This window comes from Edwardsiella tarda ATCC 15947 = NBRC 105688, assembly GCF_003113495.2.
Classification (GTDB): Bacteria; Pseudomonadota; Gammaproteobacteria; order Enterobacterales; family Enterobacteriaceae; genus Edwardsiella; species Edwardsiella tarda.
In genome coordinates this window covers 112,736-125,501 of the sequence record NZ_CP084508.1, presented here as the reverse complement: position 1 = coordinate 125,501, position 12,766 = coordinate 112,736, and the positions used below count along the sequence as shown (strand labels likewise).

The 12,766-nt window shown below is 49.3% G+C and carries 17 protein-coding genes; 16 read left to right on the top strand and 1 reads right to left on the bottom strand.

Features of this window, described 5'->3' with window-relative positions:
• Positions 1-30: 30 nt before the first annotated feature.
• A complete protein-coding gene (locus DCL27_RS17540) occupies positions 31-504 on the bottom strand; it encodes a transglycosylase SLT domain-containing protein (protein ID WP_035599583.1) in 474 nt (157 codons plus the stop codon).
• A 438-nt stretch (positions 505-942) separates the two neighbouring features.
• On the opposite strand from DCL27_RS17540, the gene traM reads away from it, so the two are divergent.
• The 16 genes from traM to traU all read left to right on the top strand — a co-directional run bounded on the left by traM (position 943) and on the right by traU (position 12,762).
• A complete protein-coding gene (traM, locus tag DCL27_RS17535) occupies positions 943-1,329 on the top strand; it encodes a conjugal transfer relaxosome DNA-binding protein TraM (protein ID WP_035599580.1) in 387 nt (128 codons plus the stop codon).
• 56 nt (positions 1,330-1,385) lie between these two features.
• Complete coding sequence (traT, locus tag DCL27_RS17530) at positions 1,386-2,126, top strand: complement resistance protein TraT (protein ID WP_035599577.1); 741 nt, start codon at positions 1,386-1,388, stop codon at positions 2,124-2,126.
• 246 nt (positions 2,127-2,372) lie between these two features.
• Positions 2,373-3,068 (top strand): hypothetical protein, encoded by a 696-nt coding sequence (locus DCL27_RS17525; protein WP_146196433.1) that lies wholly within the window; start codon positions 2,373-2,375, stop codon positions 3,066-3,068.
• Between the two features lie 131 nt (positions 3,069-3,199).
• Positions 3,200-3,412 (top strand): TraY domain-containing protein, encoded by a 213-nt coding sequence (locus DCL27_RS17520; RefSeq protein WP_071526360.1) that lies wholly within the window; start codon positions 3,200-3,202, stop codon positions 3,410-3,412.
• 71 nt (positions 3,413-3,483) lie between these two features.
• Complete coding sequence (traA, locus tag DCL27_RS17515) at positions 3,484-3,831, top strand: type IV conjugative transfer system pilin TraA (protein WP_035599572.1); 348 nt, start codon at positions 3,484-3,486, stop codon at positions 3,829-3,831.
• Between the two features lie 15 nt (positions 3,832-3,846).
• Positions 3,847-4,152, top strand: coding sequence for a type IV conjugative transfer system protein TraL (gene traL / locus DCL27_RS17510; protein WP_035599570.1), 306 nt, complete (start codon positions 3,847-3,849; stop codon positions 4,150-4,152).
• A gap of 17 nt (positions 4,153-4,169) precedes the next feature.
• The gene (traE, locus tag DCL27_RS17505) at positions 4,170-4,736 is read left to right on the top strand and encodes a type IV conjugative transfer system protein TraE (RefSeq protein ID WP_035599565.1); all 567 of its coding nucleotides are present in this window, start codon (positions 4,170-4,172) and stop codon (positions 4,734-4,736) included.
• Positions 4,723-5,454 (top strand): type-F conjugative transfer system secretin TraK, encoded by a 732-nt coding sequence (gene traK, locus DCL27_RS17500; protein WP_035599563.1) that lies wholly within the window; start codon positions 4,723-4,725, stop codon positions 5,452-5,454. Before traE ends, traK begins: the two co-directional genes overlap by 14 nt.
• The gene (gene traB, locus DCL27_RS17495; RefSeq protein ID WP_035599560.1) at positions 5,451-6,836 is read left to right on the top strand and encodes an F-type conjugal transfer pilus assembly protein TraB; all 1,386 of its coding nucleotides are present in this window, start codon (positions 5,451-5,453) and stop codon (positions 6,834-6,836) included. Before traK ends, traB begins: the two co-directional genes overlap by 4 nt.
• A complete protein-coding gene (locus tag DCL27_RS17490; RefSeq protein ID WP_146196432.1) occupies positions 6,836-7,207 on the top strand; it encodes a hypothetical protein in 372 nt (123 codons plus the stop codon). Before traB ends, DCL27_RS17490 begins: the two co-directional genes overlap by 1 nt.
• Positions 7,204-7,416: a hypothetical protein gene (locus tag DCL27_RS17485; RefSeq protein ID WP_035599555.1), complete on the top strand. Its 213-nt coding sequence runs from the start codon at positions 7,204-7,206 to the stop codon at positions 7,414-7,416. The genes DCL27_RS17490 and DCL27_RS17485 overlap by 4 nt, the downstream gene beginning before the upstream one ends.
• 11 nt (positions 7,417-7,427) lie before the next feature.
• Positions 7,428-7,994, top strand: coding sequence for a type IV conjugative transfer system lipoprotein TraV (gene traV / locus DCL27_RS17480; protein WP_035599554.1), 567 nt, complete (start codon positions 7,428-7,430; stop codon positions 7,992-7,994).
• Positions 7,995-8,122: 128 nt separating this feature from the next.
• Positions 8,123-10,750: a type IV secretion system protein TraC gene (gene traC, locus DCL27_RS17475; protein WP_035599553.1), complete on the top strand. Its 2,628-nt coding sequence runs from the start codon at positions 8,123-8,125 to the stop codon at positions 10,748-10,750.
• Entirely contained in the window at positions 10,747-11,118 is a 372-nt protein-coding gene (gene trbI / locus DCL27_RS17470) for a type-F conjugative transfer system protein TrbI (protein WP_035599552.1), read from the top strand. Before traC ends, trbI begins: the two co-directional genes overlap by 4 nt.
• Position 11,119: 1 nt before the next feature.
• A complete protein-coding gene (gene traW, locus DCL27_RS17465) occupies positions 11,120-11,755 on the top strand; it encodes a type-F conjugative transfer system protein TraW (protein ID WP_035599550.1) in 636 nt (211 codons plus the stop codon).
• Positions 11,752-12,762, top strand: a complete 1,011-nt coding sequence (gene traU / locus DCL27_RS17460; protein WP_050979623.1) for a conjugal transfer pilus assembly protein TraU — start codon at positions 11,752-11,754, stop codon at positions 12,760-12,762. Before traW ends, traU begins: the two co-directional genes overlap by 4 nt.
• Positions 12,763-12,766 lie beyond the last annotated feature (4 nt).

The window sequence follows — 12,766 nt, the reverse complement described above, 5'->3', positions numbered from 1 at the left end:
ACTTCGACCAGCAGATGTTGCTGCATTTTATCATCTGTCGCTTTTGGCCAAGAGGTTTTTGCTGTTTTTAATGGCCAGGTAATAAGTATGTATATCTTTAGCATAGTGGTATCGTTTTTCGGCCTGTTTACGCGTTTGTTTAAATCCAGCGTTATAGGCACCTACAGCATTCCAGTTCACCCCCCACTTTTTAAAGGCTTTAGCGAGGACATACGCGCCGGTGTAGATGTTGAGGCAGGGGTCATTATGCAGTTGCTGCATGCTGATGCCTAAAGGCCGGAATGTATCAGCATGTTGAGAGTTAATTTGCATAAGCCCAATATCAATACTTTTATCAGGGCTACGACCAATCGCCCTGGGGTTGAACCTCGATTCTTTCCAGGCGATAGCGCGTAACAAGTCAGGATCTATGCGGTAGTCACGTCCAGCGAGATCAAAGCAGTCATTGGCTAAAGAGGGGGGGGATATGAGTGCTAGGAATACCAATAAGACGGTTTTCTTCATGTTGATTTTCTCAAATGAGCTGACACGTTGAATAGAGTAAACCCTGCCAATGTTCTACTCAACTAAATATGTGCTCCTTGCTACCATTTTTACCACACACTACGCAAAACTAAAGTTTTGCTGATTTTCCTGTAAATACAGGGTGTTATCTGTAGAAAAAAGTGTGTAATTTATAAAATGTAATAAAAAGCAATTCATTAATGAATCATTGGCGATTCGTTGGTGAATCTATAGCGATTCATAAATGAATCAAATCAGGTGTAGCAAGGGTTTGCTGACGAATCGAATCTAGATTCAATTCGTATAGTGAATCGTCAAGTGAATTGCAATTTTGGCATGGTGAATCTAGAATCGACTTTAGGATTGAATCGCTCATGAATCGTCATTTTTGTTGGCGAAAAATATGTCTTTGTATAGATACTAAAATAGGTTATCACTATGGCAAAAATTCAGGCGTATGTAAGTGATGAAGTTACTAATAAAATCAATGCGATTGTAGAAGCAAGGCGATTAGAGGGGGCGAAAGAGCGTGATGTTAGCTTTTCCAGCATATCTACTATGCTGTTAGAGTTGGGGTTGCGCGTATATGAAGCCCAAATGGAACGAAAAGAGTCTGCGTTTAACCAAATGGAGTTTAATAAAATCCTGTTGGAGAATGTTCTTAAAACACAGTTCGGGATATGTAAAGTGATGGGGATGGCGTCATTAAGCCCTTACGTGCAAGGGAAGGAGAAGTTTGTCTATAGTAATATGAAGTCTGATATTCTTGAAGATGTGCGCCAGATTATAGAAAAATTCTTTCCAAGTGAGCATGATGATGAGTGATTAAGTAGTACAAATGTCATGTATTGGTATTAGATTCAGATATAGAGATCGTGTTTATGTATAAAAAAACTCAATCCTTAGCTGTTGCAGTTGTCCTTTCTGTGTTTTTCCTGTCTGGCTGTGGTGCGATGTCAACAGCCATTAAGAAACGTAATCTCGAAGTGAAGACACAGATGAGTCAGACCATCTGGTTAGATCCTGCGGCTATGGGGGATAAAACCGTATTCATCCAGGTGAAGAATACCTCTGATAAAGATCTAAGTGGATTGCAATCTTTGATTGTAAGAGATATGGAGGCCAAAGGATATCGAGTTACATCGTCTGCCAACACAGCACATTACTGGATTCAAGCTAACGTTCTGAAAGCTGATAAAATGAATCTGCGTGATGCGCAAGGGTATCTGAATCAGGGCTATGAGGGTGCTGTTACTGGTGCGGCATTAGGTGCAGGGATCACCGCATATAATTCAAACTCCGCCGGTGCTACTTTAGGTGTGGGTTTAGCTGCCGGGTTAATTGGGATGGCTGCAGACGCTATGGTTGAAGATGTCAATTACACTATGGTGACCGATGTTCAGGTTGCGACCCGCACAAAAGATAAAGTTCGTACTGATAATGTTGCAGCTTTAAGACAGGGGACGTCAGGAGCCAAAGTTCAGACAAGTATATCGTTTGGTGATCAATATAAATATCAAACTCGTATTGTCTCAAGTGCTAATAAAGTTAATTTGAAATTTGATGAGGCACGTCCTGTTTTAGAGGCTCAGTTGGCTAAGTCTATTGCAGGAATATTCTGATATATCCATTTAATGTTGAATTAAAGATGGGGATATACATCTCCATCTTTAATTAGAATAATGATCTATTTATTCTAAAACAAAGCAATAATTATCTACCTTTATAAGGTGACAATAATTAATCATTGGTTTATTATTGAATCTAGAACAGCTTTTGTTCTGAAAAATTTGAGAAGCGCCGATATAGAGGGATGTCGCCCTGCTATACCGGCTATCCATAGCAACCTTGCTAGAGGCACTATGTGTATGCGCAATCCTAAAGACAAACACCCTCCATGTCAATTTGATTCTTATTGTGCTCAGTTTAAGCAATCCCCATATCCTATTTGTATTCGGAATGCAAATTCTGACTTTGTTTATTATAACCTGTCTTTTGCAAAAGAATTTAACTGTGATGCTAAGTCTTATGCCGATATCCATTTAAATGATATCTTTTGCTTTAGTAATGGTCTTTCTTTTTATTTGACCAAATTGGAGTTTGAAGTGTCATTTGTTAAAGATGATTTTGTTCAGTGTCGTAATATTCTTATAGGGGATGCTGTTTGGCAAGTTCGAATTGAAATGCTGACTTGTTTCGATTCTATTTATTATCTGTGGCAACTTAATAAGTTTAAGCCTATAAAAGATCTTAGCCGTTTTGATTTAATTGGGCTATCGAAAGAAAAGCCAATAAATTTTCAAGATGTGTTCTTTAAATTAACTGAGAAAGAGAAAGTTGTATTCCCTTTTGTTGTTATTGGTTGTGGAGCGAAAGAAATTTCTGCGATATTAAAAATAAATGAAGATGCCACCAAAAAGAGAGTTAAGAGTGTTGTTTGCAAAGTTGGTTATGCCTGTAATCCATCACTTTTAAAATACTATTTGCTTGATGATAAGAATTTGCAATTTATTATATTGCTAATGCGCGAGTTTATTGGTGGTGCTGTTGTTAACATAGTGTAACAAAGACCCTCCCTTGTAGGGTAATATTAATTTACCCTATGAGGGATGTTTATTTTAACAAACATTTGATTTTACATTTTATAAGAATGGTGGGACGATGATTATGAATTAATCATAGTTATGGGGGAGGGATGACCAGAGTAAAACGCAGTCCTATAGGGACTGGTCCAGCTGTATCGATCCGCCTTAGCGATATAGCCAATGAGTCATTGATCTCTGCGTGTCTACGCAGTAATCGTCCTAAGTCGATGGAGGCCGTTCTGCGGTTGACTGATCACCTTGAACGGTTTCCTGATTTTTATAATGCCGATAGTGTGGAGGAGAGTCCGGAAGAAGAACGTTAGATCTCTATCGCTAATGACGACGGCGTTGTTTCTCACAACGTTTCTTATTTAATTAAATTTAAGGAAAAATCATGGATACTTCATTAAGTGTTCACGGGGTTGCTGCATCTAAAAATAAATCCTCTCTCTTTTCCAAGAAGGGACTGATCAAAGCGCTAAAGGTTGCGCTGCCAGCGGCGGCTGTCGCGACCTTGCTACCGGATGTCGCGCTGGCTGCAGGTAAAGACCTGATGGCAGGCGGGGATGATACCGTCAAGAAGACCTTCGGCAGCGGCTCCAGTGTCGTTAAGTGGGTTGTCCTGGCGGAAGTGTTGGTTGGGGGCATCATGTATATGATGACCAAAAACATCAAATTCCTGGCCGGTTTTGCCATCCTGTCGGTATTTATTGCCGTCGGGATGGGGGTTGCTGGCTACTAATAGGATTTTTCCCCAATGTCGGAAAACGATTTAAGTCGCTACCGTTTTCCGGAAACACTCACCAACCAGAACCGCTGGTTCGGGCTCTATCTTGATGAACTTATCCCTGCGGCTATTTGTCTTGGCTGGGGATTATGGGCTAACAAGCAGCTTTTTGGTCTTGTCGCAGCGGTTCTGGTTTTCTGGTGTGTGAAAAAACTGAAGAAAGGGCGAGGAAGTACCTGGTTACGTGATCTGATTTATTGGTATATGCCAACCTCGCTGCTCAAAGGTGTTTTTCACGATGTACCAGACTCCTGTTTCCGGCAATGGATTAAGTAGGTTACAGAGGAGTTAAAATGAAACACAGTGCCCGTTTGAGTACCAGCCGCGTACTGGCCATCGGTTTTATTGGTATGGCGGTATTTTTACTCCTCTCTTTATCAGCGAATATTATTCAAGGAGTAAATAACTACCGTTTGCAGAACGAGCAACGTAGTGTGGTAACACCGATGCTGTTCTCTGCACCTTTTGCTGTTTCACAAAATCAGGCAGATGCCTCTTACCTACGGCAGATGGCGCTGTCCTTTATTGCGCTGCGCTTGAACGTGACACCCGAAACGGTTGATGCCTCCCATCAAGCCTTATTGGCGTTTGTAAAACCCGCTGCTCAAAACGAACTGAAGATCCGACTGGCAGAAGATGCCAAGCGGATTAAGAGCAACAACGTGAACTCCTCTTTTTATCAGACCAGTGTGAAAGTCTACCCGGCGGCCGGGCGGGTTGATATCCGGGGTGAATTAAAAACCTGGATTGGGAACTCACAGCCTTACAGCGAAATTAAACATTACGTCCTAATTATGGCGCGTGAAGATGGGACAACCTGGTTGACACGTTTTGGTGAGGTTAACGATGAAAATAAATAAACCGTTATTACTAGCGGGGCTCCTCCTGCTTGCCGGTTACAGCCAGGCGGCTATTCGGGTAGGGACGGCACCGGCTCTGGTGCCCTTGAGCAATGGTGGTCAGGCTAATATCGCCGTGAGTAACACCGATCCGAATCTGTTCACGGTGGCCGGTGATCGCATTACCGCCATCAACAGTCTGGAGGGTGAACTGACGCGCCAGGAGCAGACCGCGAGCGGGGGAATTGTGATTGCCACGCTGAACAAGAAACCCTTTACCTTCATCATAGAGACTGAACGCGGTCTCAATTTCTCTATCCGCGCCGTTCCGCGTGCCGGGGAAGGGCGCACTATCCAACTGGTGAGTGATCTGCTGGGAACCGGCGAGACGCCCCAGGCGTGGGAAGAGGCAACACCCTATGAGGCATTATTGGTGGCGGTCAATAAAGGTGTGCATGAGGACGCCTTACCTGCCGGTTGGCAGTCTATTCCGGTGACCAATGAGGCCTTGACGACGCCGGCGGGATTACAGAGCGTTGCTGATAACGTCTGGATTGGCCATCACCTCAAAGTAGTGCGTTATACCGTCATCAATCCGGGTAACACCCCAAAAACAGTCAGTGAGCGTGATTTCTGGCAGCCGGGTACCCGCGCCATCATGTTTGTCGGACCGGCCAGGCAAATCATCGGTGGTGGTCGGATGTCGGTTTATGTAACGACCTCCGGGGAGGCGCGCTGATGAATATTAACGCACTGGTCAAGCGGAAACAGTATCTGTGGCTGGGGATTGTGGTTGTCGTCGTGGCGATGGCCGTGGGCGGGGGACTGTATCTTTCAGAGCTGGATCTCCGTTCTGATAGCGCCTCACAGACCGGCAATGCGCATGAGCCGGCACCGGATATGACGGGCGTGGTTGATACCGCGTTTGATGACAAGGTACAGCAACACGCGACGACTGAGATGCAGGTCACCGAGCAGGAAATGCGCAAGGAGTTTAAGCATATTCGGCAGGAGATCGATCTGCTGAGTAAAGGACGGGTGGAAGATCAGCATCGCATGGAGCTGCTGGCACAGGAGAATGCCCAACTAAAAGAAAAACTCGCTCAGGTGGGGGCAAGCGCATCCACCGAGCCAACACCGGCACCTGGACCCGAGGGGGAGCCACAGCCGACGGCCTTTCCTCCTCAAGGGAAAGGCAGCGTACCGCCACCCACGGCATTTTACCCGGGTGTGGGGACACCGCCGGCACCCCAGGTGACCTATCAGTCCATTCCGGTTCCCAATCAGTTAAGCCGTAAGACGTTCACGTATGGGCGCGGTGAGAAATCAGCACTGAAGCTGCCCTATATCCCCTCTGGGAGCTTTGCCAAAGGCATGCTGATTGAAGGGGCCGATGCCAATGCGTCCGTGACCGGTAATGAAGCCACGGTGCCCATGCAGCTGCGGATCACCGGCCGTGTGGAGATGCCGAACAGTAAAACGTATGACCTGACAGGCTGTTTTGTTGGCCTGGAGGCATACGGTGATGTCTCGAGTGAACGCGCCATTGTGCGTACCCGTAAACTCAGCTGTATCAAAGGGAAGGCGGTGATTGATCTCCCGATCGCCGGTCACGTTAATTTCCGGGGAAAAAACGGCATCAAGGGTGAAGTCGTGATGCGTAACGGAAAAATTCTTGGCTGGGCCTGGGGGGCGGGGTTTGTCGATGGTATCGGCTCTGGCATTAATCGTGCTTCGCAACCGGCGGTAGGGCTAGGGGCGACCGCCTCAGTCAGCGGTGCCGATGTGCTGATGTCCGGTATTGGCGGTGTCTCTTCTAAAGCAGCACAGACACTCAGTGACTACTACATCAAACGGGCCGAGCAATATCATCCGGTTATCCCGATTGGTGCCGGCAATGAAATTACGGTGGTGTTTCAGGATGGTTTCCAGCTGAAGACGGTTGACGAACTGGAGGCTGAAAAGCAACAGCGTCAGTCTGCCGAGACGGAGACGATGCCTCGGTCAGCGCCGTCAATGGCAATGCCCTCTACGGATAATCTCAATGGTTTTAATACCGATGAGATGCTGAAGCAACTTAAAAATATCGACCCACATCAGTTTATGCCGGGAGGAAAATAATGATGCGTCCTCTACGTCAGCTTTCTTTTAAGGATAAGACTCAGATTATTTTTCAGCGGATTTTAATGCAATGGGTTGCTGAACCGCGAGGTTTTACCCTGCTCCTTCTCCGTCGTTTTGCTATTGGGATAGCGGCCTATAATATTCTGCTCTGGTTTTTATCGGGTATGCTTCTGCTGTCAGCCCTGGTTTTTAATCCGGTGCAATTTCATCATGATTTTGCATCACTTGCCTTGACGCAATCTCAAGCTGATGCCACCTATATGGTTTTAATGGAAGGCATAGGTTGGCGTGGAATAGTGATTGGATTGGTTTTTATGGTTGTTGTGAGTTGGATGCAGGAAATAACCTCTGAGGAGAAAGGGGTATGAGCAACGTTAATAAGCAAAAATCATTCTGCGCCCTAACAGGTCATGTGCTTATTTGGGGTAAAGCTGGGGCTGGGAAAACCGCCCACTGGTTTAATGATATGTCTGATGTTAATGCCTTGCGTCAAGCGATTGTTGATAACCCGCTATTGCCTGACCATTTTTTTAAAAATACGACGGGAAAAATTATTCTTCCTACGCCTAAGCATTAAAGGGGGTGACTATGCAGCGTCTTATCTTCACGGTATTCGGTAGCGCCCTGTTATTAAGCGGATGCGCTGGAACCAGTAGCGATTTTGAATGTAATGCCACCACATCGGATACCTGTATGACGATGCAACAGGCAAATGAAAAGGCCAAGTTGAGTGAGGAGGGGGAGGCCGCAAAGCCGGTTGCAGCCGCATTGCCTCGCCTGGCTGAGGGGAGTTTTGCGCCCACAGCCGTGCCTTTGGCCGTGACGGCTGCATCGGTATCGCCGGTACCCATTGTGCATACCACAATAGCCCCATCCGCGCCGCGTAATCCCTTTACTGGCACGGGTTCGACACCGGTTGAGCAGCGAATGATCTCCCCGGCCAACCGTCCGATTAGCCCGATGCAGACGGTAAAAACAGCACCGATGCCGGTGTCTTCCGTGGCGTCAGGCTATCCTCGGCCATTACGTGTCGGCGAGCAGGTCGCACAATTATGGATAGCGCCCTATATCGATAAGCAGGATGTTTATCATCAACCCAGTCAGGTGTTGTTTGTTATTACTCCGTCACATTGGGGAAAACCCCGCATTCACTAATCGGGTTTTCTGAGGTCGTAGCGTGTTATTGGCTGTCTATTATTCTGTATTTTTTACGAGTGCCCTGAGCGTAAAAAGGGATGGGCGGTAGCGTACTGGATGTAACATGAAATGGTAAAGGTGTCAGTGTGAATAATCCTCTTGATGTTGTAACTCAGACGGTCAACTCGTTACTGACTGCACTCAAACTGCCTGATGAATCTGCGCAGGCAAATCAGATTCTGGCGAATCTGTCCTTTCCGCAGTTTAGCCGAATTCTGCCGTATAAAGATTATGATCCAGAAACCGGGTTATTTATTAATGCCAGTACCATTGGCTTTATGCTGGAGGCTCAACCGCTCGCAGGCGCCAATGAGCAGGTAGTATTGGCCCTGGAAAGTCTGTTACGCACCAAAATGCCACGCGGCATTCCGTTGTCGATTCACCTGATGTCCAGCAAGCAAGTTGGGGCGATGGTGGACTACGGGCTACGCGAGTTCTCCTGGTCGGGGCCACAGGCCGACAAGTTTAACGCCATTACCCGTGCCTACTATCTGCGTGCGGCCGAGCAACGCTTCTCGTTACCTGAAGGACTTGACCTGCCACTCACCCTGCGAAATTACCGGGTATTTATCTCCTGTTGTGTACCCAGCAAGAAAAAAAGCAAAGCCGATATGATTGAGCTGGAGAACAAGGTCAAGGTTATCCGGGCATCACTCCAGGGGGCTCGTATCTATACCCAGCCTGTCGATGCTCAGGCGTTTATCAATATTGTCAGGGAGATGATTAACCACAACCCAAGCCAGTTATACCCCAATGATCGGCCATTAGATCCCTATATCGACCTGAACTACCAATGTGTGGATGACTCCTTTGATCTGAAGGTGAAAGCCGAAAGCCTGACCATCGGTTTACGCAATGGCCGTAGCCAAAAAACCAGTACGGCCCAGATACTGAATTTTCAGCTGGAGCGTAACCCGGAGATGGCCTTCTTATGGAGTAATGCGGATAACTACAGCAATCTGCTCAACCCGGAGCTGTCCATCTCCTGTCCGTTCATCCTGACGCTGACCCTGATGGTGGAAGATCAGGTGAAAGCCCACCAAGAGGCCAATCTGAAGTTTTTGGACTGTGAGAAAAAGTCTAAGACTTCGTATGGCAAGTTCTTCCCTGGGGTGGAGAAGCAGGCAAAAGAGTGGGGTGAGCTGCGTCAGCGCCTGAGCAGCAACCAGTCCGCTATCGTCTCCTATTTCCTGAATCTGACGGCCTTTTGTGAAGACGATAACGAGAAGGCCCTGGACTACGAGCAGGATATCCTTAACAGCTACCGTAAAAACGGGATCGAGCTCATCTCACCACGCTTTAACCAGTTGCGTAATTTTCTCACCGCCTTGCCCTTTAAGGCGGGAGAGGGACTCTTCAAAGAGCTGCAGGCCGCTGGGGTGGTTCACCGTGCCGAATCATTCAATGTGGCCAATCTGATGCCGCTGGTCGCGGATCATCCGCTCGCCCCCTCGGGCTTATTGGCACCGACATATCGTGGCCAGTTGGCCTTTATCGATCTGTTCTACGACAAGATGGACAATACCAACTTCAACATGGCGGTATGCGGGACGTCGGGTGCCGGGAAAACCGGATTGATTCAACCGTTGATCCGCAGTGTGTTGGATAGCGGTGGTTTCGCCTGGGTATTTGATATGGGGGATGGCTACAAGTCTCTGTGCGAGAACATGGGCGGCGTTTACCTCGATGGCGACACCCTGAAGTTCAACCCCTTTGCCAACGTGAAAGATATTGACTTGTCCGCCGAGCGTATCCGCGACCAGTTATCGGTGATGGCCAGCCCGAACGGCAACCTGGATGAGGTGCATGAGGGGCTGTTGATGCAGGCGGTGAAAGCGGCGTGGCTGAGCAAAAAAAACCGGGCGCGTATTGATGATGTGGTGAATTTCCTGAGTGATGCCCGCAACAGTGAGCAATACCGGGATTCACCGACCATTCGTAGCCGCCTGGACGAGATGATTATCCTGCTGGATCAGTATACGGCAGCGGGGATTTATGGTGAGTATTTCAACTCCGATGAGCCGTCGCTGCATGATGATGCCCGCATGGTGGTGTTGGAGCTGGGTGGTCTGGAAAGCCGTCCCTCGCTGCTGATTGCGGTGATGTTCTCGCTCATTATCTATATCGAGAACCGCATGTACCACTCCCCACGCAGCCTGAAAAAACTGAACGTTATCGATGAAGGCTGGAAACTGTTGGACTTCAAGAATGAAAAAGTCGGGACGTTTATCGAAAAGGGCTACCGGACAGCCCGGCGCCACAATGGCTCCTACATCACCATTACCCAAAACATCGTCGATTTCGACTCTCCGGATGCCTCCAGCGCCGCCCGTGCCGCCTGGGGCAACTCCTCTTACAAAATCATTCTGAAGCAGAGTACGAAATCCTTTACCAAATACAACCAGCTTTATCCCGATCAGTTCAACCGGTTTGAGAAAGACATGATCGGTAAATTCGGCTCCGCCAAAGAGCAATGGTTCAGTTCGTTCATGTTATCGGTGGAAGCCTACTCCTCCTGGCACCGATTGTTTGTCGATCCACTCAGTCGCGCCATGTACTCCTCAAGAGGGGCGGACTTCGAGTTTATCCAGCAAAAACGCCGGGAGGGGGTGGGTATCCATGATGCGGTCTATGCGCTGGCCTACCGCAACTTTCCCCAGGAGATGGCCAGCCTTGAAGCCTGGATAGCTGAACATCAGCAGGAGGAAGTATGACAACGTCACCAATAACGTCGCAACGGAAACGCCGCCTGGGGTGGGGCGTATTGTTTGCCAGCCTGCTGTTGGCCAATGCGGCCATTTCCTGGGGCATTGGTCATTACAGCGCCCCGCGTGCCGTGGCCTTTGATATGAAGCAAACCGTCGATGCGTTTTTTGATAGCGCCAGTCAGAAGACACTCTCGGAAGCGCAAACCCGGGCGCTATCAGCACGCTTTAACGCGGCCCTGGAGCAAAGCCTGCAAACCTATCAACAGCAACACCATGTTCTGATTTTGGTGGCGCCGGCAGTAGTCCAGGGCGCGCCAGATATTACCCGTGTTATCCAGCAAGATATCGCACGTCGTATGCGGGAGGCAGGGTAATATGCGTCGGCGTTGGGGATGGTTAGGGATCTGTTGGAGCGCCCAGGTGGCCTGTGCGGCCGATTTGGGTACCTGGGGCGATCTGTATCCGGTTGCCGAGCCGGATATGCTGACGCTGATCACCCAGCGTCTGGCACAGCTACAGAGGTCGGGAGCCTGGGATAAGGAGATGCAGGCTTTCAAGAAGCGGGTGATTACACATAGCCAGCGTCCGGTACCTGTCGAGGGGATCACCACGGCGACACACTATGCTTCACGCTACTTCGACCCAAGCGTGCAGCTCTCTGAGGATCTGCGTGATGACCAGGGACGGCTATTTGCCCGGCGGGGGGAGGTGATTAACCCGCTGAAGACGGTGCCGTTCATGGAAACACTCTACTTTATCGATGCCGACTCACCGGCGCAGGTGGACTGGATGAAGCGGCAGAAGCCCGCCACGCTGTTATTCAAGATTATTCTGATCAAGGGGGATATTCCCGCCGCCTCGGCGGCTTTGGATAGCCGGGTCTATTTCGACCAGAACGGGGCATTATGCCAACGTCTGGGGATCACCTCGGTACCGGCGCGTGTGACACCTGCACCCAGTGGGTTACGGCTGCATATTGAAACCTTTGCACCCGAGGAGACTGGCCAATGAACCCCATTTATACGCGTGTCGGTGCAGCTTTGGTCATTCTGGCGGCGGCCTGGCTACCGGTCGCACCGGCACAGGCCGATGCCAGCTGCGAAGGGCATTTTGTCAACCCGATCACCGATGTGTGCTGGAAGTGTATTTTCCCCCTATCGATTGGCAGCATCAAAGTCGGAGGTAGCGGGGAGGCACCCGATACGGCGAACCCCGGCTCTCCCCTGCAATTCTGTCCCGCACCACCGCCGATTTTTATCCGCCCTGGATTGGCGATTGGTTATTGGGAGCCGATGGCCCTGACCGATGTCACCCGCTCTCCGGGCTGCATGGTGAACCTGGGCGGATTCAGTATCAACCTCGGTAAGACCGGGACCGGTACAGCGGGGCAGAGCGATAAGGATGTGGCGGGGGCGTTCTATCATGTGCACTGGTACAAATACCCGTTGACCTATTGGCTGAACATCATCACCTCTGTGGGATGCCTGGAGGGCGGTGATCTCGATATTGCCTACCTGAGCGAGATTGATCCGACCTGGGTGGACAGCAGTCTCACGACCATCCTGAACCCGGAAGCCGTGATTTTTGCCAACCCGCTGGCACAAGGCGCCTGTGCGGCCGATGCGTTGGCCAGTGCATTCCATCTTCCCCTCGATCCGCTGTTTTGGTGCGCTGGTGCCCAGGGCTCGATGTATCCCTTTAATGGTTGGGTCAGTAATGAGTTCAGTCCGTTGCAGTCCTCGGTGCTGGTCAGTGAGCGGATGGCCTTCAAGCTGCATCGGCAAGGGCAGATTATGGAGAGCATCGGTAAGGATAAGGCGGTCTGCTATGAATACCCCACCCCCATTATCCCGAAGGAGCGCTGGCGCTATCAGATGGTCAACATGTATCCGGATAGCGCGCGTTGTCACCCGATGGGCCGCAGCGTCATGCGGTGGGAGGCCGGGCATAACGCCCCGAACAGCAAGAAGAATTTCGGCTACCTGATGTGGCGTAAACGTAACTGTGTTTTCCTCTAAGGAG

Excerpts from the sequence above, each read along its gene's own strand:
- traE (WP_035599565.1), top strand. The coding sequence starts at position 4,170 with ATGAAACACAGTGCCCGTTTGAGTACCAGCCGCGTACTGGCCATCGGT.
- traM (WP_035599580.1), top strand. The coding sequence starts at position 943 with ATGGCAAAAATTCAGGCGTATGTAAGTGATGAAGTTACTAATAAAATC.
- DCL27_RS17490 (WP_146196432.1), top strand. The coding sequence starts at position 6,836 with ATGATGCGTCCTCTACGTCAGCTTTCTTTTAAGGATAAGACTCAGATT.
- traV (WP_035599554.1), top strand. The coding sequence starts at position 7,428 with ATGCAGCGTCTTATCTTCACGGTATTCGGTAGCGCCCTGTTATTAAGC.
- traU (WP_050979623.1), top strand. The coding sequence starts at position 11,752 with ATGAACCCCATTTATACGCGTGTCGGTGCAGCTTTGGTCATTCTGGCG.
- DCL27_RS17485 (WP_035599555.1), top strand. The coding sequence starts at position 7,204 with ATGAGCAACGTTAATAAGCAAAAATCATTCTGCGCCCTAACAGGTCAT.
- traT (WP_035599577.1), top strand. The coding sequence starts at position 1,386 with ATGTATAAAAAAACTCAATCCTTAGCTGTTGCAGTTGTCCTTTCTGTG.
- trbI (WP_035599552.1), top strand. The coding sequence starts at position 10,747 with ATGACAACGTCACCAATAACGTCGCAACGGAAACGCCGCCTGGGGTGG.
- DCL27_RS17540 (WP_035599583.1), bottom strand. The coding sequence starts at position 504 with ATGAAGAAAACCGTCTTATTGGTATTCCTAGCACTCATATCCCCCCCC.
- traK (WP_035599563.1), top strand. The coding sequence starts at position 4,723 with ATGAAAATAAATAAACCGTTATTACTAGCGGGGCTCCTCCTGCTTGCC.
- DCL27_RS17520 (WP_071526360.1), top strand. The coding sequence starts at position 3,200 with ATGACCAGAGTAAAACGCAGTCCTATAGGGACTGGTCCAGCTGTATCG.
- traW (WP_035599550.1), top strand. The coding sequence starts at position 11,120 with ATGCGTCGGCGTTGGGGATGGTTAGGGATCTGTTGGAGCGCCCAGGTG.
- traA (WP_035599572.1), top strand. The coding sequence starts at position 3,484 with ATGGATACTTCATTAAGTGTTCACGGGGTTGCTGCATCTAAAAATAAA.
- DCL27_RS17525 (WP_146196433.1), top strand. The coding sequence starts at position 2,373 with ATGCGCAATCCTAAAGACAAACACCCTCCATGTCAATTTGATTCTTAT.
- traL (WP_035599570.1), top strand. The coding sequence starts at position 3,847 with ATGTCGGAAAACGATTTAAGTCGCTACCGTTTTCCGGAAACACTCACC.